This window comes from Modestobacter marinus, assembly GCF_011758655.1.
Taxonomy (GTDB): Bacteria; Actinomycetota; Actinomycetes; order Mycobacteriales; family Geodermatophilaceae; genus Modestobacter; species Modestobacter marinus.
The window spans coordinates 2020650-2040509 of sequence record NZ_JAAMPA010000001.1 but is presented as its reverse complement, the minus strand read 5'-3'; the positions used below and the strand labels follow the sequence as shown (position 1 = coordinate 2040509).

Here is a 19860-nt window from a genome sequence, read left to right as displayed (position 1 = left end):
CCGAGACTGTTCGGTACAGGAGACCGACAGGGGGACGACGGACATGGACAGCAGGACGGCGGACGGCCGCGACCGCAGGATCGCGGTCGGCTGGCTCTCGCTGGCGGCTGCCCTCGTCGTCCTGGTCGGTGTCGGCGACGGGTACGAGGCGTCCTCGGTGCTCTACCTGGTGGTCAGCACCGGCGCCGCGGTCGCCGCCTGGCTGGGTCTGCGGCGGTGCCGCCCGGGCCCGGCGGCCCGGTGGGTCGCGGTCGCCGTCTCGCTCAACGCCGTCGGCGACCTGCTCTGGCAGGTGCAGACGTGGCTGGCCGGGTCCTCACCGGACGTGTCGGTGGCCGATGCGGCCTACCTGGCCTCCTACGGCGCCCTCGGTGCCGCGCTGCTGGTCTACGCCGGCGACGGGGACACCCATCCGCGGGCCCGGTTCCACGCCCTGCTCGACGGCGGCGCCGTGCTGGTGGTCGCCCTGCTGGTGGTCTGGCAGAGCTCGGTGCACTCGACGCTGACCGACGCGGGCCTGCCGCTGGGCACGCGGGCGATCTGGGCGGCGTACCCGCTGCTGGACGCGGTGGTCATCGGCCTGGTGGTGCGCGGCATGGTCGTGCAGTCGCGGGTCGGGGTGCCGGCGCTGCTGCTGGGGCTCGGTTCGTGCGCCTGGCTGGCCTCGGACCTGGCCTGGCTGCTGCTCGCCGCCCCCGACACGGTCGGTGGCTGGCTGGACGCCGGCTGGCTGGTCGGCGCGGTCGCCCTCGCCGCGCTGACCTGGACGGACCGCCAGGACCGCGGACCCGGGGTGCAGACGGAGCTCGCAGCCGGCACCGGACGCTGGCGGATGACGCTGGCCTTCCTGCCACTGCTGGTGCCCGGCGCCTTCGAGCTGCGGGCCTGGGTGACCGGTGAGGACATCGACCCGCTGCCGGGGCTGCTGGCCACCTGCACGCTGACCCTGCTGATGATCGTGCGCGCCCAGCGGCTGCTCACCGACCAGTGCCGCTCGCGGACGGAGGTCCGTTCCCTGGCCCGGCGGTACGAGGCGCTGGCGATGACCTCCTCCGACGCGGTGGCCGTCGTCGACCGCGACGGGCGGCTGACCGCGGACTCCCGGTCGCTGGCCGAGCTGCTCGGCCGCCCCGGGGGCGCCGGGCGCTCCCTGCCGCAGCTGCTCAGCGGCGTCGGCGTCGACCCCGCCGACGTGCTGGCCGCCCTGGACCGCGCCCGGCTCGCGCCGGGTGAGCCGGTCGAGCTGGAGCTGCGCGGCGACCACCCCGCCGGGGGCACGGTGTGGCTGGGCGGTCGCGCCGTCGACCTGCGGGACGACCCGGACGTCGGCGGGATCGCCGTCAGCGTCTACGACATCACCGCCCGCAAGCTGGCCGAGCAGGAGCTGGCCCACCAGGCCTTCTACGACGGGCTGACCGGGCTGGCCAACCGGTCGCTCTTCCTGGACCACACCGAGCAGGCGCTGCGCCGGGCCGGCCGCACCGGCAGCCCGCCGATCGTGCTGTGCCTGGACCTCGACGGCTTCAAGGACGTCAACGACAGCCTGGGTCACCTGGCCGGCGACGACCTGCTCTGCACGGTCGCCGAGCGGCTGCGGGGCGTCGTCCGGGCCGCCGACACCGTGGCCCGGCTGGGCGGCGACGAGTTCGCCGTCCTCGTCGACGACACCCGGGGCGGGCTGCCGGCCGCCGCCTCGCTGGCCGAGCGGCTGCTGCAGGTCCTCGGCGAGCCGGTGCTGCTGCACGGGCACCGGGTGACCGTGGCCGCCAGCATCGGCATCGTCGCCGCCGAACCCGAGGCCACCCCGCTGTCGCTGTTCCGCGACGCCGACATCGCCATGTACCGGGCCAAGGCCGCCGGCCGGGCCCAGTGGGTCGTGTTCGACCCGGGGATGCGCGCTGCCGCGCTGGAGCGGATCGAGCTGGAGCGGGAGCTGGGTGGGGCGCTCGCCGCCGGCCAGCTGCGGCTGGTCTACCAGCCGGTCGTCGACCTGCAGACCGAGCAGGTGGTCGGCTTCGAGGCACTGCTCCGCTGGCAGCACCCCACCCTCGGCGCCATCGGGCCGGACCGGTTCGTCCCGGTCGCGGAGGACTCCGGGCACATCGTGCCGATCGGTCGCTGGGTGCTCGCCGAGGCCACCGCCACCGCCGCCCGCTGGCAGCGCGCCCACCCCCGGGCCACGCCGCTGTCCATGGCGGTCAACGTCTCCGCGCGGCAGCTGGCCGGCGGCACCCTGGTCGAGCACGTCGCCGAGGCGCTGGCCTCCAGCGGCATCGCGCCGTCCTCGCTGGTCCTGGAGGTCACCGAGACGGCGCTGGTCACCGACCCGGACGCGGTGGCCGAACGGCTCACCGAGCTGCGCGCGCTGGGCACCCGGCTGGCGCTGGACGACTTCGGCACCGGCTACTCCTCGCTGAGCTACCTGCGCCAGTTCGACGTCGACGTCCTCAAGATCGACCGCTCGTTCGTGGACCTGCTCGACGGCTCGGCCGACGACGCGGCCATCGTGCACGGACTCGTCCAGCTGGGCCGCACGCTGCGGCTGGAGGTCGTCGCCGAGGGCGTCGAGACCGAGGCCCAGCGCGACCGGCTGCGCGCCGAGCGCTGCGACCTGGCCCAGGGCTGGCTGTTCGCCAAGCCGCTGGAGGCCGACGAGGCGGAGCTGCTGCTGCTCGCCCAGGCCTCCGGCGCACCGGCGCTGCCCCGCCCGCGGCCGGCGACCACCGGCGAACGGCCCGTCGCGCAGGCCTGAGTCAGCCCAGGGCGGCGACGGCGGCCGCGCGCAGCCGGGTGGCCAGGGCGGCCTCGGCCGCGGCGTCGGTGCGGACGACGACCACCCGCGGCCCGCCCGCGCCCAGCGCGGCCACCAGCTGGGTGGGGTCGCTGACCGCGGTCGCCGCCCAGCCCAGCGAGCGCGCCACCGCCACCAGGTCCCGGCCGTGCGGGGTGCCGAACACCCGCCGGTAGCTGGCCGCGTACTGCGGCTGCCCCGGCTCCAGCTGGGCGAAGATGCCGCCCCCGTCGTTGTCCGGGACGACGACGGTCAGGTCCGGTCGCGGCTCGCCCGCCCCGGGCAGCAGACCGGTCAGGTCGTGCAGGAACGTGAGGTCGCCCATCAGCGCGAACGCCGGGCCGCCACCGGCCCCCTGGTGTGCCAGCGCGGCCCCGACCGCGGTGGAGATCGTGCCGTCGATGCCGGCCACCCCGCGGTTGGCCAGCACGGTCAGCCCCGGTCGCGGCACGGCCAGCCGGTCGACGTCGCGCACCGGCGTGGAGGACCCCAGCACCAGCAGGGCGCCGGCGGGCAGCGTGGCGACCACGTCCCGGGCCAGCCGGGCCGCGGTCAGCCCCGGCCCGGGGAGGTCGTCCAGCTCCGCGTCGACCGCGGCGCCGACCAGCCGGGCGGCCTCGGCCCAGCGGGCGGCCCACTCCCCGCCGCCGCGCGGTCCGGGGTCGCGCAGCGCCAGGCCCGGGTCCAGCCGGGCGCTGCCGACGACGCTGCTGCCCCGGCCCGGGTCGGCCCAGCGCGGCGTGGGCCCGTAGGTCTCCACGCTCACCGCCGGGTCGGCCAGCAGGGCGTTGACCGGCCGGGACAGCGTGGGCCGGCCGACGACGACGACCCGCTCGGGCCGGTGGGCGGCCAGCCAGTCGGCGGCCCCCAGCAGCAGGGCGGGCCCGCGCAGCGCCCCGCTCGCCCCCCAGGCCCCGCTGCTGGGCTCGGCCAGCACCGGCCAGCCCCGCTGGTCGGCGACGACGGCAGCGGCCCGCCCGACCGCGGACGGAGCGTCCCCGGCGACGAGCAGCGTGCGGCCCCCACCGGCCGGCTCACCGCCGCTCAGCGGCGCCCCGAGCGTCCCGTCCCCAGCAGCTGACGTCCATGGCGCACCACCGGGGCGGCCGGCGAACCCACCCGACAGCGGCGCCGGCCGCTCCCCGGCGTCATCGGGCATGAGCGGCTCCCGGAGCGCCACGTTCAGGTGCACCGGGCCGGGGTCGCCGGACAGGTCGCCCCGGGCCACGAGCAGCGCCTTGGCCACCACCGACCGCCAGTACCGGTTCTGCGCCACCTCGCGCCCCGGCTCGGGCACCCCGACGTCCAGGGCCCAGCGCACCGCCCCGCCGTAGAGGCCGACCTGGTCGATCGTCTGGTTCGCGCCGGTGGCCCGCAGCTCCGGCGGGCGGTCCGCGGTCAGCGCCAGCAGCGGCACCCCGCTCTCGTGCGCCTCCAGCACCGCGGCGTGCAGGTGCGCGGTCGCCGTCCCGGAGGTGGTGAGCACCGGCACCGGCCGCCCGGCGGCCTTGGCCAGCCCGAGCGCGAGGAAGGCCGCCGTCCGCTCGTCGATCCGCACGTGCAGCCGCAGCCGGCCCGCCGTCTCGGCGTTGGCCAGCGCGAGCGCGACCGGCGCGGACCGGGAGCCGGGGGCGAGCACCGCGTCGGTGACGCCGCCGCGGACCAGCTCGTCGACGAGCACCCGGGCGAAGGCGGTGGCCGGGTTCACGGGGCCGTCACCGCGGCCAGCCGGGCGCGCCAGCGCTGCTCCACGGCCGGCCCGGCCGCGGTCTCGGCCAGCCGGTCCGGCTCGGGACGGCGCACCGGCAGCGCCCCGTCGACCGGCAGCAGCGGCGCACCGGTGACGTCGTCGGTGAACAGCGCGACGGTGGCGAGGCCGCAGGCGAACGGCAGCTCCGGCAGCGCGGCGGCCAGCGCGACCCCGGCGGCGATCCCCACCGAGCTCTCCAAGGCCGAGGAGACGACGCAGGGCAGCCCGTGCGCCTCGGCCACCGCCAGCCCCGCGCGCACCCCGCCCAGCGGCTGCACCTTCAGCACGACGACGTCGGCCGCCTCGCGGAGGTCGACGGTGCGGGGGTCGGCGGCGCGGCGGACCACCTCGTCGGCGGCGACCCGGACGTCGACCCGCCGGCGCACCGCGGCCAGCTCGGCGAGCGTGGCGCAGGGCTGCTCGGCGTACTCCAGGCCCACGCGGTCCAGCTCGCGCAGCCGGGCCACCGCGGTGTCGACGTCCCAGGCGGCGTTGGCGTCGACCCGGATCGCCCCGGCCGGGCCGAGCGCGTCGCGCACCGCCTCCACCCGGGCGAGGTCCTCGGCCGGGGACTGGCCGGGCTCGGCGACCTTCACCTTCGCGGTGCGGCAGCCCGACGCCGACACGATCGCGTGCGCCCGCTCCGGTCCGACGGCCGGCACGGTGGCGTTGACCGGCACGCGGTCGCGCACCGGGTCCGGCCAGCCGAGGACGGCGGCCTCGTGCGCCGCGGCCCACCAGCGGCGGCTCTCCGCGACGTCGTAGTCCCAGAACGGGGAGAACTCGCCCCACCCGGCCGGGCCGCGCACCAGCACCCCGTCCCGGACGTCGATGCCGCGGAACCGGGTGCGCATCGGCACCGACCAGACGTGCGCCTCCAGGGCCGCCGCGGCGGCGTCGGGAGGGGCGGTGACCACGGCCGACAGCGTAGGCGGGCGGCCGGGACACCCGGCGCGGTCCTGGTGCACCGACCAACCGACCCCTAGCGTGCACCCCGCAGCGCCGCCCGCGCCCCTGATCCGGCGCGCCCGAGACCCGGAGGTCCCCCCGTGGCCCACTCGACGGCTCCACGGACCGTCTCCGTCGACCGCACCCCGCGCCGTCCCGGGCTGCCGGTGCGCTGCGGCGTGCGCGGCTGCGCCTGCGAGGACCCCCGCCAGCTGCTCAACGCCGCCAACGTCGTCACCGTCATCCGCACGCTCGCCTCGCTGGCGCTGGTGACCACCGCCGCCGTCCAGCACTCCTGGCCGTGGCTGCTCGCCGCCTACCTGACCTACTGGATCGGCGACTCGGCCGACGGCAACATCGCCCGCTGGCGGGGCCAGGAGACCCGCTTCGGCGCGGTGTTCGACGTGGTCTGCGACCGGGTCAACTGCGTGAGCTGCGCCATCGTGTTCCTCCAGTTCGTCGACGCGCCCTGGCCGATCGCGGTGTTCCTCTTCCAGTTCGTGGTGGTCGACCTGCCGCTGACCCTGCTGCCGATGCGCTGGCCGGTGCTCTCGCCCAACTACTTCGCCCTCGTCGACCGGCTGGCGTACACGCTCAACTGGCACGTGGCCGCGAAGGTCACCAACACCACCCTGCTGATCACCCTGCTCGTCGTGCTCCCCGACCAGCAGTGGATCGCCCTGGTCGCCGCGTCGACCGTGCTGGCGATCAAGGTCTGGTCGCTGGGCCGGGTGCTGCGGCTGCCCCGGCCGACCGACCTGGTGCACGTCCGGCAGCCGACCCCGGGCGCCGCCGCCCGTGCCTGACGCCGGCACGCTCGGTCTGATCGCGCTGGGCCTGGTGGTCGGCGCGGTCTCGGCCGTCACGCCGTTCCTGCCGGTGGAGGCCTACGTCATCGGCCTGGCGGTGACCCGCTCCCCCACCGTGGCCGTCGCCGGCGCCCTCGCCGCCGCGGTCGGCCAGACCGTGGGCAAGGTGCTGCTCTTCTCCGCCGCCCGCGGGGCGACCAGCTCCCGCTGGCTGGAGCGGCTGCGCGAGCGCGGGGCGAGGGAGGCCGCCGAGGTCGCCGCCGCCGAACGGGCCGGGGAGCCACCGCCGGGCGGGCCGGTCACGCGGGCGCTCCGGCCGGTGACACGCTGGCTGGGGCGGGTCAACGCGCGCGGCATCGAGCTGCTGTCCGGCCGCTGGGGCCCGGGGGTGGTGCTGCTCAGCGGCTCGGTGGGCATCCCGCCGCTGCTGGCGATCGCCTTCTACGCCGGGACGTCGAAGATGACCCTGCGGGCGTTCGTGGTGACCTGCCTGCTCGGCCGCGCGATCCGCTTCGTCGTCCTGGCGCTGGTGCCCGACCTGTTCTGAGGGCGGGCCGCCGTAGCCTGACTCCTCGTGCACCGGCAGCTGACCCTCGTGGCCGCGCCGCCGCCGGAGGCGGCCGCGGCGGTGCTCACCACCGTCTGGCCGGCGCTCCTGCGCAGCCTGGACGGCGACGGGCCGCTGGCCGTCCTCCCCGCCGGCACCGGGCCCGCCGACGCCGCCCGCGCCGTGCTGCGCCCCGACCAGCCGCTGGAGCCGGGCACCGACCTGGTCGTGGTCACCTCCGGGTCGACAGGCACCGGCAAGGGCGTGCTGCTCACCGCGGCGGCGCTGCGGGCCTCGGCGGCCGCCACCGCCGACCGGCTCGGCGGCCCCGGCAGCTGGCTGCTCGCCCTGCCGACGTCGGCGATCGGCGGGCTCCAGGTGCTGGTCCGCACCGCGCTGGCCGGCCGGGAGCCCGCCGTCCTCGGGCGGGGGGAGTCCCTGGCCACCGCCGCGGCCCGGCTGCCCGCCGGCGACCGCCACTACGTCGCCCTGGTGCCCACCCAGCTGCGCCGGTACCTGGCCGAGGAACCGGCCGCGCTGGCCACCTTCGACGCCGTCCTCATCGGCGGCGCCGCCACCGACCCCGCGCTGCTCGCCGCCGCCCGCGCCGCCGGGGTGCGGGTGCGCACCGCCTACGGCATGAGCGAGACCGCGAGCGGCTGCGTCTACGACGGCGTGCCGCTGGCCGGGGTGTCGGTGCGGGTGGCCGACGGCATCGAGGTCTCCGGCCCGGTGCTGGCGTCGGGCTACCGGCTCGACCCGGCCGGCACGGCGGCCGCCTTCCGCGACGGCTGGTTCCGCACCCGGGACGCCGGCACGCTGGACGACGCCGGCCGGCTCACCGTGCACGGCCGGCTGGACGACGTGGTGATCAGCGGCGGGGTCAACGTCTCCCCCGCGGCCGTGGAGGCGGCGCTGCGCGAGCACCCGTCGGTCGCCGACGCCGTCGTCACCGGGCTCCCCGACCCCGAGTGGGGGCAGCGGGTGGTCGCCGCCGTCGTCGCCGCCCCCGGCGCCCGCCCCGACCTGGCCGAGCTGCGCCCCTGGGTCAGCGCCCGGCTCGGCGCGGCCGCCGCCCCTCGGGCGCTCACGCTCCTCGACGCCGTCCCCACCCTGCACACCGGCAAGCCCGACCGCCGGGCCGTCCAGCGCACCCTTGGAGAGAGCCAGTGACCACCGCCGCCCAGTGGCTGGAGGGCGCCCGCCCGCGCACCCTGCCCGCCGCCCTCGCCCCGGTGCTCGTCGGCACCGGCGCCGCGGCCGCGCTCGACGGGTTCCGGCTGGTGCCGGCGCTACTGGCGCTGGTCGTCGCGCTCGCCCTGCAGGTGGCGGTCAACTACGCCAACGACTACTCCGACGGCAAGCGCGGCACCGACGCCGACCGGGTCGGGCCGATGCGGCTGGTCGGTTCCGGCGCGGCGACCCCGCAGCAGGTGCTGGTGGCCGCGATGGCGTCCTTCGCGGTGGCGGCGGTGGCCGGCCTGGCGCTCGCGGCGGTGTCCAGCTGGTGGCTCGTCGCCGTCGGCGCGGTGAGCATCCTGGCGGCCTGGACCTACACCGGCGGCCCGATCCCCTACGGCTACCGGGCGCTCGGCGAGGTGTTCGTCTTCGTCTTCTTCGGCCTGGTCGCCGTCGTCGGGACGACGTTCGCGCAGACCGAGACGCTGGACGGGCTCGCGTTCGCCGCGGCGGTGCCGATCGGGCTGCTCTCGGTGGCGCTGCTGGTGGTCAACAACCTCCGCGACGTGCACGGGGACGCCGCCGTCGGCAAGCGGACCCTGGCGGTGCTGCTCGGCGAGGCCCGCACCCGGCTCTTCTACACCGGGCTGCTGGTCGTCGCCTTCGCCGTCGTCGCCGGGATCGGCGTCGTCCGGCCCTGGGCGCTGCTCGGCCTGCTCGCCGCCCCCCTGGCGGTGCCACCGGTGCGCACCGTGCTCGGCGGCGGCCGCGGGCCGGCGCTGATCGGGGCGCTCCAGGGGACCGGCCGGCTCACCCTGGTCACCGGCGTCCTGTTCGCCCTGGGCCTCGCGCTCAGCTGAGGCCGCGCTCAGCTGAGGCCGCGCTCAGCTGAGGCCGCGCTGCAGGGGCGCGCAGCAGGGCCGTCAGCCGTCGTCGGCGTCGCTGCCGCGGAGCTCGGCCCGCAGCCGCTGCTTGCGGTCGCTGCGCGCCACCAGCGCGCCCGTCAGCTGCTCGCGCACCCGCCGGAGCACCAGGTAGGACACCGGCATCGCCAGCAGCACCCCGAACAGGAAGCCGGGGGTGCCGGGCAGCCCCAGCACCCACAGCAGCCCGATCAGGACGGCGGCGATCGCCAGGCGCCCGAGGGTGTAGATCGCGAACCACTTCGCGACCCCGCCCTGGCCCGGCGAGCCGCCGTCGGCGCTCCCGGCCACCGACGAGCCCTCGGCCCGCATCCGTTCAGCCACGACGGCCCTCCCACTTGGTCGACAGCACCACGGTCGTCCGGGTGCGTGCGACGCCCCGGATCCTGTTCAACGCACTGATGGTGTCCTCGAGTGCCCGGATGTCGGGGACCCGCACCTTGAGCACGTACCCCTCGCTGCCGGCGACCCGCCAGCAGTCCTCCACCGACGCCAGCTCGGCCAGCGCCTCCTCCAGCCCGGTGTCGTCGACCTGGTCGCTCTCGATCACCCCGACCAGCGCCGTGACACCGAGCCCGACCGACGCCGGGTCGACCAGGGCCTGGTAGCCGGTGATCACCCCGGCCGCCTCCAGCTTGCCGACCCGCTCGTGCACCGAGGGCGCCGAGAGCCCGACCTGTCGGGCGAGCTCGGCGTAGCTGGCCCGGCCGTTGGCCCGCAACAGGCTGATCAGCTGCTCGTCGACCGCGTCGATGTCGCCCTCCGGCTCCTCGTGTGCGCGCCCGGCAAGACGCCGGCGCAGGGCCCGCCCCGATCGGGCAGGAGATCACCGGGTCCGAGTATCGCCGCGGTCGTACATTGGTGGCGATGAGGGGGGTGGCCCGATGGTCTTCCTGGTGATGATGGTGATCGCGGTGGCCGTGGTCGTGCTGGTGATGCGCGCCGCGTCGGCGCAGGAGGGTGGCCGAGGAGGGTCGGGCGGGATCGGTCGCCCGGAGCGGCCGCCGCGCGCGCCGCGTCCGCCCCGGGCGCAGCGGCCCACCCGGCCGGTGGCCCCCGACGACGACCCGGAGTTCCTGCGCGAGCTCGAGCGGCGGGCCCGGCGGGACGACGGCAGCCTGAACTGAGACCCGCGGGCACCTGGCCCGCTCCCTGACGCGCCACGAGCCGTCAGCCCCCCGGGGCTGGCGGCTCGCTGCGTTCAGGCGACCGGGCTCGAGGCGACCGTGCTGGGGTCGCCGTGCTCAACGCGACCGTGCTCGGGGTCGCCGTGCTCGGGGTCGCCGTAGTCGGAGCGCCCGGCGCGGATCCCGCGCCCGGGCCGCCTGCTCAGGCGGCGTCGGTGCCGGGCGTCGCGGGTGAGGCGGCCGGGCTCCCGCCGAACCAGCGACGCCAGCCGAACCGGCGCCGGGCCGGTCGGTCGGCCCCGGTGGCCGGGGGCACGGGAGACGCCACCACGCCGCCGGTGATCACAGCCGTGTCGGCCGGGGTCGGTGTGGCGTCGGCCGGTGCCACGACGGCCGGTGCCGTGTCGAGGGCGCCCCCGTCAGGGGCGCCGATGTCGGCGGCGGTGGTCGCAGCAGCGGTCCGGTCGGCGGCAGCCAGGTCGGTCGTGCCGTCGCGGTCCGGCCACCCCAGGCCGTCGCCTTCACCGGGCTCACCGGGCCAGCCCAGCCCGCCGTCCGACTGGCCGCCGCCGGGCTGTCCGCCGTCCGCCTGGCCGCCGTCGGGCTGGCCACCGGCCCGCGGCGGGGGGATGGGGTGATAGCCGACGTGCTCGCTGCCGGCCGGCCGGCTGCCGCGGGAGTCGCTCGGTGCAAGGCGCGCTGGGGCCGGCTCCACCGACGTCGTCCGCTGCCGCAGCGCGGCCGCGACGATCGGGTCGATGCGCGCACCGTTCCCCGCCGAGTGCCTACCCACGGTGGACTCGACCGCGTCCCGTCATGCGGTCAGGATGACATGGCGAGCGCACGCGGGCCCAGCACTCCGGGTACCGGCCGGTCCGGTTCCACCCGATCGTGACGATGGGTGATCAGCCGCCGAGCCTCCGGAGGGTCAGACGCCGCCGTAGCTGTGCAGCCCGGTCGACACCAGGTTGACGAACAGCAGGTTGAAGATCATCACCGCTAGGCCGACGATGTTGATCCACGCCGAGGGACGCCCCCGCCATCCGGCGGTGGTGCGCGCGTGCAGGTAGGCCGCGTACACGATCCAGGCGATGAACGCCCAGGTCTCCTTCGGGTCCCAGCCCCAGAACCGGCCCCAGGCGCTCTCCGCCCAGATGGCGCCCGCGATGACCGCGAAGGTCCAGATCGGGAAGCCGAAGACGGCGGTGCGGTGGGCCGTGCGGTCCAGCGCCGCCGCCGTGGGCAGCCGGTCCAGCAGGGACGGCGCAGCGGGTGCACCCGTCGAGGCGCCCGCGGCCACGAGCGCGTCCCGCCGGGTGCGCACCAGGTAGAGAATGCTCGCGATGCCGCTGACGAAGAAGATGCCGAACCCGATGGTGGCGGTGCTGACGTGGATGGCCAGCCAGCTCGACCGCAGGGCGGCCACCAGCGGACCGGCCTCGGCGTAGAGGAACAGCCCGATCAGCACCATCGACAGCACGACCGGGGCCAGCAGGAAGACCCCGATGTGCCGCAGCGCCGGCGCCCGCACGGCGAGCACCAGGTAGGCCACGACGGCGACCAGGACCACCGCGGTGGCGAACTCGTACATGTTGCCCCAGGGCAACCGGTCGGTGGCCATGCCCCGCGCCACCAGCACCCCGGCATGGGTCACCGCGCCGAGCCCGGTCAGCACCATCGCGACCAGGCCCAGCCGGCGGGCACCCTCGGGCTCCGCGGCCGGGGTCACGGCCGACGCCCCGGCCGGTGGCAGCGCGGGCCCGCCGGCGGCCACGAGCTCCCGCGGCTGCCGCGACCGGCCGAAGGCCAGCTCGGCGCAGAAGGCGACCACGGCCAGGGAGTACAGGCCGACGCTGACCGAGAACAGGGTGTCGGACAGTGCGGCCAACGACTCGTCGATCACGACGGCGGTGCCTCCTCATCGGGTGCCGGCCCGTGTCCACGGGCCGCTGGGGTGCTCGCCGGGGCGTCGGCGCGGGCGGCCAGGGCTGCCTGCACGTCCTCGGTGAGCGAGGTGAAACGGGGACCGGTGTCCGCGCTGCCCCGGGTCAGCGAGCCGATCGACAGCACGGTACCCCCGCCGTCCGGGGCGGGGCCGGAGCGGGCGAAGACCCGCTCCCGACGCACCAGCAGCATGCCCAGCAGGCCCGCCAGGACGGCGATCGACGCCCCCAGCACCCACACCTGGCCGGGGTCGTGCGAGACCTGCAGCGCCGCGTACTCCTTGAGACCGCTGAAGGTGACCACGGTGCCGTCGGGCAGCGTGGTCGACTCCCCCACGGCGAGGTTCGTCCGGGCCACCCGGTTCAGCAGACCGCGGTCGATCTGGTCGCGGTCGAGCGCGTAGACCGACTGCGGCAGGCCGGAGTCCAGCCCCAGGTAGCCGGTGTAGACGTCGATGCCGACCTTCGGGTCCAGCGGGGCCGGGTTGATCGAGGTGAGGAAGCCGGCCTCCAGCACGCCGGTGGGGGCGAGGAACCCCTCGATGGCCAGCTGCTCGGTCGTGTCGGCGCCCAGGTCGGGCACCTTCAGCACGCCCTGGCTGAGCATCGTCCCCGTGTCGGCGGGGAGGAACGGCGCGGACAGGTCGGTGAGGGTCTGGCCGTCCGGCCGGGTGATGCTGAAGACGGGGCTGAACCCGTGTCCGGTGACGTAGACCCGGTCGCCGTCCACCCGCAGCGGGTCGTTGACCCCGATGGTGGTGCTCACCGGGTCGGCGCCGTCCAGCTCCCAGCTGATGTCCGCGGTGTAGGACGCGGCGGTGAGGTTCTCCTCGTAGTCGGCCTCGAAGTCCTCGAGGTCCACGCACAGCCGCGACAGGTCCGCACCGTCGACCAGCGGGCCGGACCGGTGGGTGTCGTACTGCTGGAACGCGTTGCAGAAGCCCTGGCCCTCGGTCACCAGGATGCTGCCCTCGTAGCCCCACAGCTTGCCGCCGGCCAGACCGAGCAGCAGCGCCAGCAGCGAGAGGTGGAACAGCACGTTGCCGGTCTCCCGGAGGTAGCCCTTCTCCGCGGAGACCTCCGGACCGGACCTGCCCGCACGGCGGACCACCCGGAAGCGGCGGACCCGCAGCTCCTCCTCGACGACGTCCAGCGCGGCCGGACCGGCCAGCGACGTGCTGAGCTCGGCCGACTCCGGCAGCCGCTGCAGGTGCCGGGGGGCCGTCGGCGGCGGGGTGAACAGCGCGCGGCCGTGCTCGATCGCCCGGGGCACGACGCAGCCGATCAGCGAGATGAACAGCAGCAGGTAGATCGCCGCGAACCACGGCGAGCTGAAGACGTCGAACAGGTAGAGCCGGTCCAGCCAGGGTGCGAGCGTCGGGTGGTCGGTGAAGTAGCCGGCCACGTTGCGCTGCGACAGCGAGCGCTGCGGCAGCAGCGACCCGGGGATCGCCGCGAGCGCCAGCAGGAACAGCAGGATCAGCGCCGTGCGCATCGCGGTCAGCTGCCGCCACCAGCGCAGCAGCCGGGCCAGCACCCGGCGGCCCGGTGAGGGCGGGGACGACGGACCGGCCGGCGCGGCCGGGCGCGGTGGGGCGCTGGTGGTCACCGGGCCTCCTCGCCGTCGCAGGTCGGGCCGGCGACGCCGCTCGTCGATGGCCGCACGTGCCCGGTCACAGCGGCGCCGACTCGGCCAGGCCGGTGGCGGCCAGCCAGCCGCGCAGCCAGATCATCAGCTCGGTCCACGCCCCGGTGACCAGCATCAGGCCGACGCCGATCAGCACCACGCCACCGACCCGGGTGACCGTGCGGGCGTTGCGGCGCAGGAACGACATGGCCCCCACCGCCCAGCGGGCGCCCAGCGCCACCAGCACGAACGGCACGCCGAGCCCCAGGCAGTAGGCGAGCCCGAGGAACGCGCCGCGCCCCACGGTCGCCTCGCTGAAGGCCAGGCTCTGCACGGCCTGCAGGGTGGGGCCCAGGCACGGGGTCCAGCCCAGGCCGAACACCACGCCCAGCAGCGGGGCACCGGCCAGGCCGACGGCGGGGCGCGCGGTGATCCGGGCGGTGCGCTGCAGGAACGGCAGCCAGCCCAGGAAGCCCAGCCCCACCACGATGGTGACCAGGCCCATCACCCGGGTGATGACGTCGTTGTACTCCAGCAGCAGCCGGCCCAGCCCGCCCACGGCGCTGCTGATCGCCACGAAGACCACGGTGAAGCCGAGCACGAACAGCACCGCGCCCAGCACCATCCGGCCGCGCGAGGCGCGCTCGTCGACCGGCCGGACGGCGGTGGCCACCGAGGCGCCGCCGGCCGCTGACCCGCCTCCCGGCGGCGGGCCGGCCGGAGCCGCCGGCCGCGGGGCGCTGCCCACCAGGCCGGTGACGTAGGAGAGGTAGCCGGGGACCAGCGGCAGCACGCACGGCGAGGCGAAGCTGATCAGGCCGGCCAGCGCCGCCACCGCGGCGGCGACCAGCAGCGGCCCGTTACCGATCAGCTCCCTGATGGCCTCCACCACGGCTCAGGCCTCCCCGGTCAGCTGCGCGATCACCGTGCGCAGGTCGTCCTGCTGCACAGCACCGGTGTACACCGCCGCGACGCGACCCTCGCGGTCGAGCACGATCGTCGAGGGGATCGCCGCGGCCGGGTAGTCGCGGAACGCGAGCGCCACCTCACCGCGGGGGTCGAAGAGCGAGGGGAAGGTGATGCCCTTGCTCTCCACGAAAGCGGTGGCCAGCTGCTCGGTGTCCTTGACGTTCAGGCCGAGGAACTCGACGCCGTCGTCCCGGACCTCGGTGTAGACCTCCTGGAACTCCGGGCTCTCCACCCGGCAGGGCGCGCACCACGAACCCCAGAAGTTGAGCACCGCGACGTCCCCGGCCAGCTCCGCGGAGTCGAACTCCCCGCCGCCGAGCAGCGTGCCGGAGAAGCCCGGGGCGCCGGCCCGCTCCGCCTCGGGGATGACCTCGCCGGACGGCGTGCCGGCCACGAACCGGAACTCACCGCCGTTGGTCACGTCCACCGCGTCGTCGCCGGTGCTGCAGCCGGCGGTGAGCACCGCGGCCACCCCCAGCGCCGCGACCAGTCGGCTACGCACCGGGCACCGCGTCGGGATCGGTGGCCCCGGCCGGCTCGGCGTACTCCAGCCGCACCAGCCGGTCGCCGTCGTAGGTGAGGGAGGTGACGCTGGCCAGCCCGCACTCCCGCCGCCGCGGGTCGTGCAGGTAGCGGCGGCCCTCCAGGTGCAGCCGCACGGTCCAGACCGGCAGCTGGTGGCTGACGCAGACCGCGGCGTGCCCGCGGGCGGCGTCCCGCGCGGAGTCGATCGCCCCGAGCATCCGGGCGGCGATCTCCCGGTAGGGCTCGCCCCAGGACGGCGTCCACGGGTTGCGGAGCCGCCACCAGTTGCCCGGGTGCCGCATCGCCCCGTCGCCGACGCCGAAGGTCTTGCCCTCGAAGGAGTTGCCCGCCTCGATCAGCCGCTCGTCCGTGGCGATCTCCAGGCCGAGGGTGTCGGCGATCGGGCGCGCGGTCTGCTGCGCCCGCTCCAGCGGGCTGGCCACCAGGTGGGTGACGTCGCGGTCGGCGAACCAGGCGGCCGCGGTGCGGGCCATGCCCTCGCCGGCCTCGCTCAGCCGGTAGCCGGGCAGCCGCCCGTAGAGGACGCCGGCGGGGTTGTGCACCTCGCCGTGCCGCATCAGGTGGACGACGGTCGTCTCGCTCACGGCTGCAGCTCCAGGGTGTCCTTCGCCTCGGGCGAGGCGGGGCCGCCCGAGGCGGCCGCGGCGGCCGCGGCGGCGGCGGGCAGTGCGGCCAGCACGTGGTCGAGCGCCTCCTCGTCCAGGGCGGCGCTGACGAACCAGGCCTCGAACGCCGAGGGCGGCAGGTAGACGCCGCGGGCGAGCATGGCGTGGAAGAAGGCGGTGTGTGCGGCGACGTCCTGGCTGCGGGCGTCGTCGTAGTCGCGCACCTGGCGCTCGTCCGGGACGAAGAACACCGAGAACATCGAGCCGGCCTGCTGCACCCGGTGCGGCACCCCGGCGGCGAACAGCGCCGCGCTGGCGGCACCCCGCAGGAGGGCCGCCACGGAGTCACAGCGCTCGTAGACCTCGTCGGTGCACAGCCGCAGCGTGGTCAGCCCGGCCGCCACCGCCACCGGGTTCCCGGCCAGCGTGCCCGCCTGGTAGACCGGCCCGGAGGGGGCCAGCTGGTCCATCACGTCGGCGCGGCCGCCGAACGCCGCGGCCGGCATGCCCCCGCCCATGACCTTGCCGAAGGTGAACAGGTCGGCGTCCACCGGGTCCAGGCCGTACCAGCCGGCGCCGGAGACCCGGAACCCGGTCATCACCTCGTCGACCAGCAGCAGCGCACCGTGCGCGGCGGTGATCCGGCGCAGGTGGCCGTTGAACCCGTCCAGCGGCGGGACGACGCCCATGTTGCCGGCGGCCGCCTCGGTGACCACGCAGGCGATCTGGTCGCCGCGCTCGGCGAACACCGCCTCGACCGCGGCGACGTCGTTGTAGGGCAGCACGATGGTGTCCGCGGCCGCCCCGGTGGTGACGCCGGGGGTGTCGGGCAGGCCGAGGGTGGCGACGCCGGAACCGGCGGAGGCCAGGAGGGCGTCGACGTGCCCGTGGTAGCAGCCGGCGAACTTCACCACCAGCGGGCGGCCGGTGTACCCGCGGGCCAGCCGGACCGCCGACAGCACCGCCTCGGTGCCGGAGTTGACCAGCCGCACCCGCTCGACCGGGGCCACCCGGGAGACGATCTCCTCCGCCAGCTCGGCCTCACCGGCGGTGGGCGTGCCGAAGGTGAAGCCGCGGCGGGCCGCCTCGGTGACGGCGGCCACGACCTCGGGGTGCGCGTGCCCCAGGATCATCGGGCCCCAGGAGGCCACCAGGTCCACGTAGCGGCGGCCGTCGACGTCGGTCAGCCACGGACCCGAGCCCGAGGCCATGAACCGCGGGGTGCCCCCGACCGCCCGGAACGCGCGCACCGGGGAGTTCACGCCGCCGGGCGTCACCCGGCCGGCCCGTTCGAACAGCTCTGCCGACACCGGGGCCTCGTACGGGTAGGGCTCAGTCACGGTCCCACTGTCCCAGGCCCGGCTGTGTCCGCGCCGCCCGCGGGGTGGACGGTGAGCAGCGCCACTCCGTGCCCACTCCTCGCCGCCCGACCCGCGACCGCTTCAGCGCAGCCAGCGGGCGGCCTCGACCGCCCAGTAGGTCAGCACCGAACCGGCGCCGGCCCGTCGGATCGAAGTCAGCGTCTCCAGGACCGCCCGCCGGCGGTCGACCCAGCCGTGGGCGGCGGCCGCCTCGACCATCGCGTACTCGCCGCTGACCTGGTAAGCGCTCACCGGGACGTCGACGGCGTCGGCCACCCGGGCGACGATGTCCAGGTAGGGCCCGGCCGGCTTGACCATCACCGCGTCCGCGCCCTCGGCGATGTCCTGCGCCACCTCGCGCAGCGCCTCGTCGGTGTTGGGCGGGTCCATCTGGTACGTCGAGCGGTCACCGAACTGCGGCGCCCCCTCGGCGGCCTCGCGGAAGGGCCCGTAGAAGCCGGAGGCGTACTTGGCGGCGTAGGCCAGGATCGGCGTCTCGGTGGAGCCGCTGGAGTCCAGCCCGGCGCGGATCGCCGCGACCTGGCCGTCCATCATCCCGCTGGGGGCGATGACGTGCGCCCCGGCCTGGGCCTGGGCGATCGCGACCGCGGCGTACCGGTCCAGCGTCGGGTCGTTGTCCACGACCCCTGCGGGCGTGACCACCCCGCAGTGCCCGTGGTCGGTGTACTCGCACAGGCACAGGTCCGCCATCAGCACCAGCTCGTCGCCGAGGTCAGCCCGCAGCTGCTGCAGCGCGACGTTGACGATCCCGTCCGCGGCGTCCGCCTGGGACCCGACGGCGTCCTTCTCCGCCGGGATGCCGAACAGCATCAGCCCGCTGATCCCCGCCTCGGCCGCCTCGGCGGCGGCCTTCCGCAGCGACTCGGGGCTGTGCTGGACGACGCCGGGCATGGAGCTGATCGGCACCGGCTCGGTGATGCCCTCCTTGACGAAGACCGGCAGCACCAGGTCGGCCGGGGCCAGCCGGGTCTGCGCCGTCCACCGGCGCATGGCCGGGGTCGAGCGCAGCCGGCGTCCCCGGGCGAACCCGGGGTTCGTGCCGCCCTGGCCGGAGGTCACTGCGACTCCCCGGCCTCCGCCTCGGCCCGGCGGGCCTGGGCGAACTCGGCCAGCGCGTCGACCAGCGGGCCGACGGCCGCGGTCTCCGGCTGCACGTCCACCCGCAGGCCGAACTCGGTGGCGCTGGCCGCGGTGGCCGGGCCGATCACCGAGACGACGGTGCGGGCGTGCGGCTTGCCGGCGATGCCGACCAGGTTGCGCACCGTCGAGGACGAGGTGAAGCAGACCGCGTCGAAGCCGCCGCCCTTGATCGCCTCGCGCACCGCGGCCGGCGGCGGCGCCGCCCGGACGGTGCGGTAGGCGGTGACGTCGTCGATCTCCCAGCCGCGCTCCTTCAGGCCCGCGGCGAGGGTCTCGGTGGCGATGTCGGCGCGGGGCAGCAGCACCCGGTCGATCGGGTCGAAGACGTCGTCGTACGGCGGGAAGTCGGCCAGCAGGCCCTCGCTGGACTGCTCGCCGCTGGGCACCAGCTCCGGCACGATGCCGAACTCGCGCACCGCGTCGGCGGTCTGCTCACCGACGCAGGCGACCTTGACCCCGGCGAAGGCGCGGGCGTCCAGGCCGAGCTCGGTGAACTTCTCCCGGACGGCGCGCACCGCGTTGGTCGAGGTGAACACGATCCAGCCGTAGCGGCCGGTCACCAGGCCCTTGACCGCGCGGTCCATCTGCGCGGGGCTGCGGGGCGGCTCGACGGCGATCGTCGGCACCTCCACCGGCACGGCACCGTAGGCGCGCAGCCGCTCGCTCATGTCGCCGGCCTGCTCCTTGGTGCGCGGCACCAGCACCCGCCAGCCGAACAGCGGGCGGCTCTCCCACCAGGAGAGCTTGGCGCGCTTGTCGACCACGGCGCCGACGGTGACCACGACCGGGCCGGACAGGCTGTCCAGCCCGGCGGACTTCTCGGCGACGGCGGCCAGCTTCGCGGCGATGCTCTTCTGCGCCGTCCCGGTGCCCTGGGTCGTGACGACGACCGGGGTGTTGCCGGACAGGCCGCCGTCGACCAGGCCGACGGCGGCGGTGGCCACCTGGTCGGCGTCGGCCTGCAGCACCAGCGGGCTGCCGGTGCCGGTCGCCGCGGCGGCGAGCGCCGCCAGGTCGACCGGGGCGTCCAGGCTGCGGAGGTCCGCCTGCACCGAACTGGCACCCAGCGGGACGCCGGCGTAGGCGGGCACGGCGGTGCCGACCGCGACGCCGGGGACGACGTCGAACGCGACGCTGGTGCGGGTGACCGCCAGCGCCTCCTTGACCACGGCGTCGCTGGTGAACGGGTCACCGGCGATCAGCCGGACGACGACGCCGCCGTTCTTCGCCGCGGCGACCGCGGACTTGGCCACCTCGGCCGGCTCACCGCTGACCGTGGTGATCTCCAGGTCCGGGTCGGCCGCCAGCAGCGCCTCGCGGACGGCGGTGGAGACCTCGGGGTCGGCCAGCACCGTGTCGGCGCCGGCGATCGCCGCGCTGGCCCGGACGGTCAGCAGCTCCGGGTCGCCGGGACCGGCGCCCACGAAGACCACCGTGCCCTTGCCGTTGCCGTTCTGCTTGCGTGAGCGCGTCATCGCGTGCTCCTGTTCCTGCCCCCGGAGGGGGTCGCTGCGGGTGGTACGGGACGGATGGGGTGGGGGGCATGGCCCCCGCAGGAGGAGGTCACCGGGCCC

The 19860-nt window shown here is 76.2% G+C and carries 19 protein-coding genes; 6 read left to right on the top strand and 13 right to left on the bottom strand.

Features of this window, described 5'->3' with window-relative positions; translation table 11 throughout:
• Window positions 1-43: 43 nt before the first annotated feature.
• On the top strand, window positions 44-2752 hold the full coding sequence (locus tag FB380_RS09700) for a putative bifunctional diguanylate cyclase/phosphodiesterase (RefSeq protein ID WP_166754881.1): 2709 nt from the start codon (window positions 44-46) through the stop codon (window positions 2750-2752).
• Between the two features lies 1 nt (window position 2753).
• Here the strand turns inward: FB380_RS09700 and menD are convergent, their stop codons facing one another.
• Both menD and FB380_RS09690 read right to left on the bottom strand, forming a co-directional pair.
• Window positions 2754-4499: a 2-succinyl-5-enolpyruvyl-6-hydroxy-3-cyclohexene-1-carboxylic-acid synthase gene (gene menD / locus FB380_RS09695; protein WP_166754880.1), complete on the bottom strand. Its 1746-nt coding sequence runs from the start codon at window positions 4497-4499 to the stop codon at window positions 2754-2756.
• Window positions 4496-5458, bottom strand: a complete 963-nt coding sequence (locus FB380_RS09690) for an o-succinylbenzoate synthase (RefSeq protein WP_229681860.1) — start codon at window positions 5456-5458, stop codon at window positions 4496-4498. The genes menD and FB380_RS09690 overlap by 4 nt, the downstream gene beginning before the upstream one ends.
• Before the next feature lie 132 nt (window positions 5459-5590).
• Between FB380_RS09690 and FB380_RS09685 the strand changes: the two genes are divergently transcribed.
• Genes FB380_RS09685 through FB380_RS09670 form a run of 4 tightly spaced genes read left to right on the top strand, consistent with a single transcriptional unit; the run spans window position 5591 to window position 8884 of the window.
• Window positions 5591-6295: a CDP-alcohol phosphatidyltransferase family protein gene (locus FB380_RS09685; RefSeq protein WP_166754879.1), complete on the top strand. Its 705-nt coding sequence runs from the start codon at window positions 5591-5593 to the stop codon at window positions 6293-6295.
• Window positions 6288-6845, top strand: a complete 558-nt coding sequence (locus FB380_RS09680; protein ID WP_166754878.1) for a P-loop NTPase family protein — start codon at window positions 6288-6290, stop codon at window positions 6843-6845. Before FB380_RS09685 ends, FB380_RS09680 begins: the two co-directional genes overlap by 8 nt.
• A gap of 27 nt (window positions 6846-6872) precedes the next feature.
• The gene (menE, locus tag FB380_RS09675) at window positions 6873-8018 is read left to right on the top strand and encodes an o-succinylbenzoate--CoA ligase (protein WP_229681859.1); all 1146 of its coding nucleotides are present in this window, start codon (window positions 6873-6875) and stop codon (window positions 8016-8018) included.
• The gene (locus FB380_RS09670; RefSeq protein WP_166754877.1) at window positions 8015-8884 is read left to right on the top strand and encodes a 1,4-dihydroxy-2-naphthoate polyprenyltransferase; all 870 of its coding nucleotides are present in this window, start codon (window positions 8015-8017) and stop codon (window positions 8882-8884) included. Before menE ends, FB380_RS09670 begins: the two co-directional genes overlap by 4 nt.
• A gap of 63 nt (window positions 8885-8947) precedes the next feature.
• Here FB380_RS09670 and FB380_RS09665 read toward each other — a convergent pair whose 3' ends face one another.
• Both FB380_RS09665 and FB380_RS09660 read right to left on the bottom strand, forming a co-directional pair.
• A complete protein-coding gene (locus FB380_RS09665) occupies window positions 8948-9271 on the bottom strand; it encodes a DUF4229 domain-containing protein (RefSeq protein ID WP_229681858.1) in 324 nt (107 codons plus the stop codon).
• Window positions 9264-9701: an Lrp/AsnC family transcriptional regulator gene (locus tag FB380_RS09660; protein WP_166756189.1), complete on the bottom strand. Its 438-nt coding sequence runs from the start codon at window positions 9699-9701 to the stop codon at window positions 9264-9266. Before FB380_RS09660 ends, FB380_RS09665 begins: the two co-directional genes overlap by 8 nt.
• A gap of 130 nt (window positions 9702-9831) precedes the next feature.
• Here FB380_RS09660 and FB380_RS09655 point away from each other — a divergent pair, with 130 nt between their 5' ends.
• On the top strand, window positions 9832-10074 hold the full coding sequence (locus FB380_RS09655; RefSeq protein WP_166754876.1) for a hypothetical protein: 243 nt from the start codon (window positions 9832-9834) through the stop codon (window positions 10072-10074).
• Between the two features lie 202 nt (window positions 10075-10276).
• Here FB380_RS09655 and FB380_RS09650 read toward each other — a convergent pair whose 3' ends face one another.
• The 9 genes from FB380_RS09650 to FB380_RS09610 form a co-directional block, all read right to left on the bottom strand.
• Window positions 10277-10867 (bottom strand): hypothetical protein, encoded by a 591-nt coding sequence (locus FB380_RS09650; protein ID WP_166754875.1) that lies wholly within the window; start codon window positions 10865-10867, stop codon window positions 10277-10279.
• A gap of 135 nt (window positions 10868-11002) precedes the next feature.
• On the bottom strand, window positions 11003-11977 hold the full coding sequence (gene ccsB, locus FB380_RS09645) for a c-type cytochrome biogenesis protein CcsB (protein ID WP_166754874.1): 975 nt from the start codon (window positions 11975-11977) through the stop codon (window positions 11003-11005).
• A complete protein-coding gene (resB, locus tag FB380_RS09640; RefSeq protein ID WP_166754873.1) occupies window positions 11974-13626 on the bottom strand; it encodes a cytochrome c biogenesis protein ResB in 1653 nt (550 codons plus the stop codon). The genes ccsB and resB overlap by 4 nt, the downstream gene beginning before the upstream one ends.
• A gap of 64 nt (window positions 13627-13690) precedes the next feature.
• Window positions 13691-14536 (bottom strand): cytochrome c biogenesis CcdA family protein, encoded by an 846-nt coding sequence (locus tag FB380_RS09635; protein WP_166754872.1) that lies wholly within the window; start codon window positions 14534-14536, stop codon window positions 13691-13693.
• Between the two features lie 3 nt (window positions 14537-14539).
• Complete coding sequence (locus FB380_RS09630; protein ID WP_166754871.1) at window positions 14540-15115, bottom strand: TlpA family protein disulfide reductase; 576 nt, start codon at window positions 15113-15115, stop codon at window positions 14540-14542.
• Window positions 15108-15743 carry a histidine phosphatase family protein gene (locus FB380_RS09625; RefSeq protein ID WP_229681856.1) on the bottom strand — a complete coding sequence of 212 codons (636 nt, stop codon included), beginning with the start codon at window positions 15741-15743 and terminating at the stop codon, window positions 15108-15110. Before FB380_RS09625 ends, FB380_RS09630 begins: the two co-directional genes overlap by 8 nt.
• Entirely contained in the window at window positions 15740-17104 is a 1365-nt protein-coding gene (hemL, locus tag FB380_RS09620) for a glutamate-1-semialdehyde 2,1-aminomutase (RefSeq protein WP_166754870.1), read from the bottom strand. The genes FB380_RS09625 and hemL overlap by 4 nt, the downstream gene beginning before the upstream one ends.
• A gap of 102 nt (window positions 17105-17206) precedes the next feature.
• A complete protein-coding gene (hemB, locus tag FB380_RS09615) occupies window positions 17207-18205 on the bottom strand; it encodes a porphobilinogen synthase (protein ID WP_166754869.1) in 999 nt (332 codons plus the stop codon).
• Complete coding sequence (locus FB380_RS09610) at window positions 18202-19761, bottom strand: bifunctional uroporphyrinogen-III C-methyltransferase/uroporphyrinogen-III synthase (RefSeq protein WP_166754868.1); 1560 nt, start codon at window positions 19759-19761, stop codon at window positions 18202-18204. The genes hemB and FB380_RS09610 overlap by 4 nt, the downstream gene beginning before the upstream one ends.
• Between the last annotated feature and the right edge of the window lie 99 nt (window positions 19762-19860).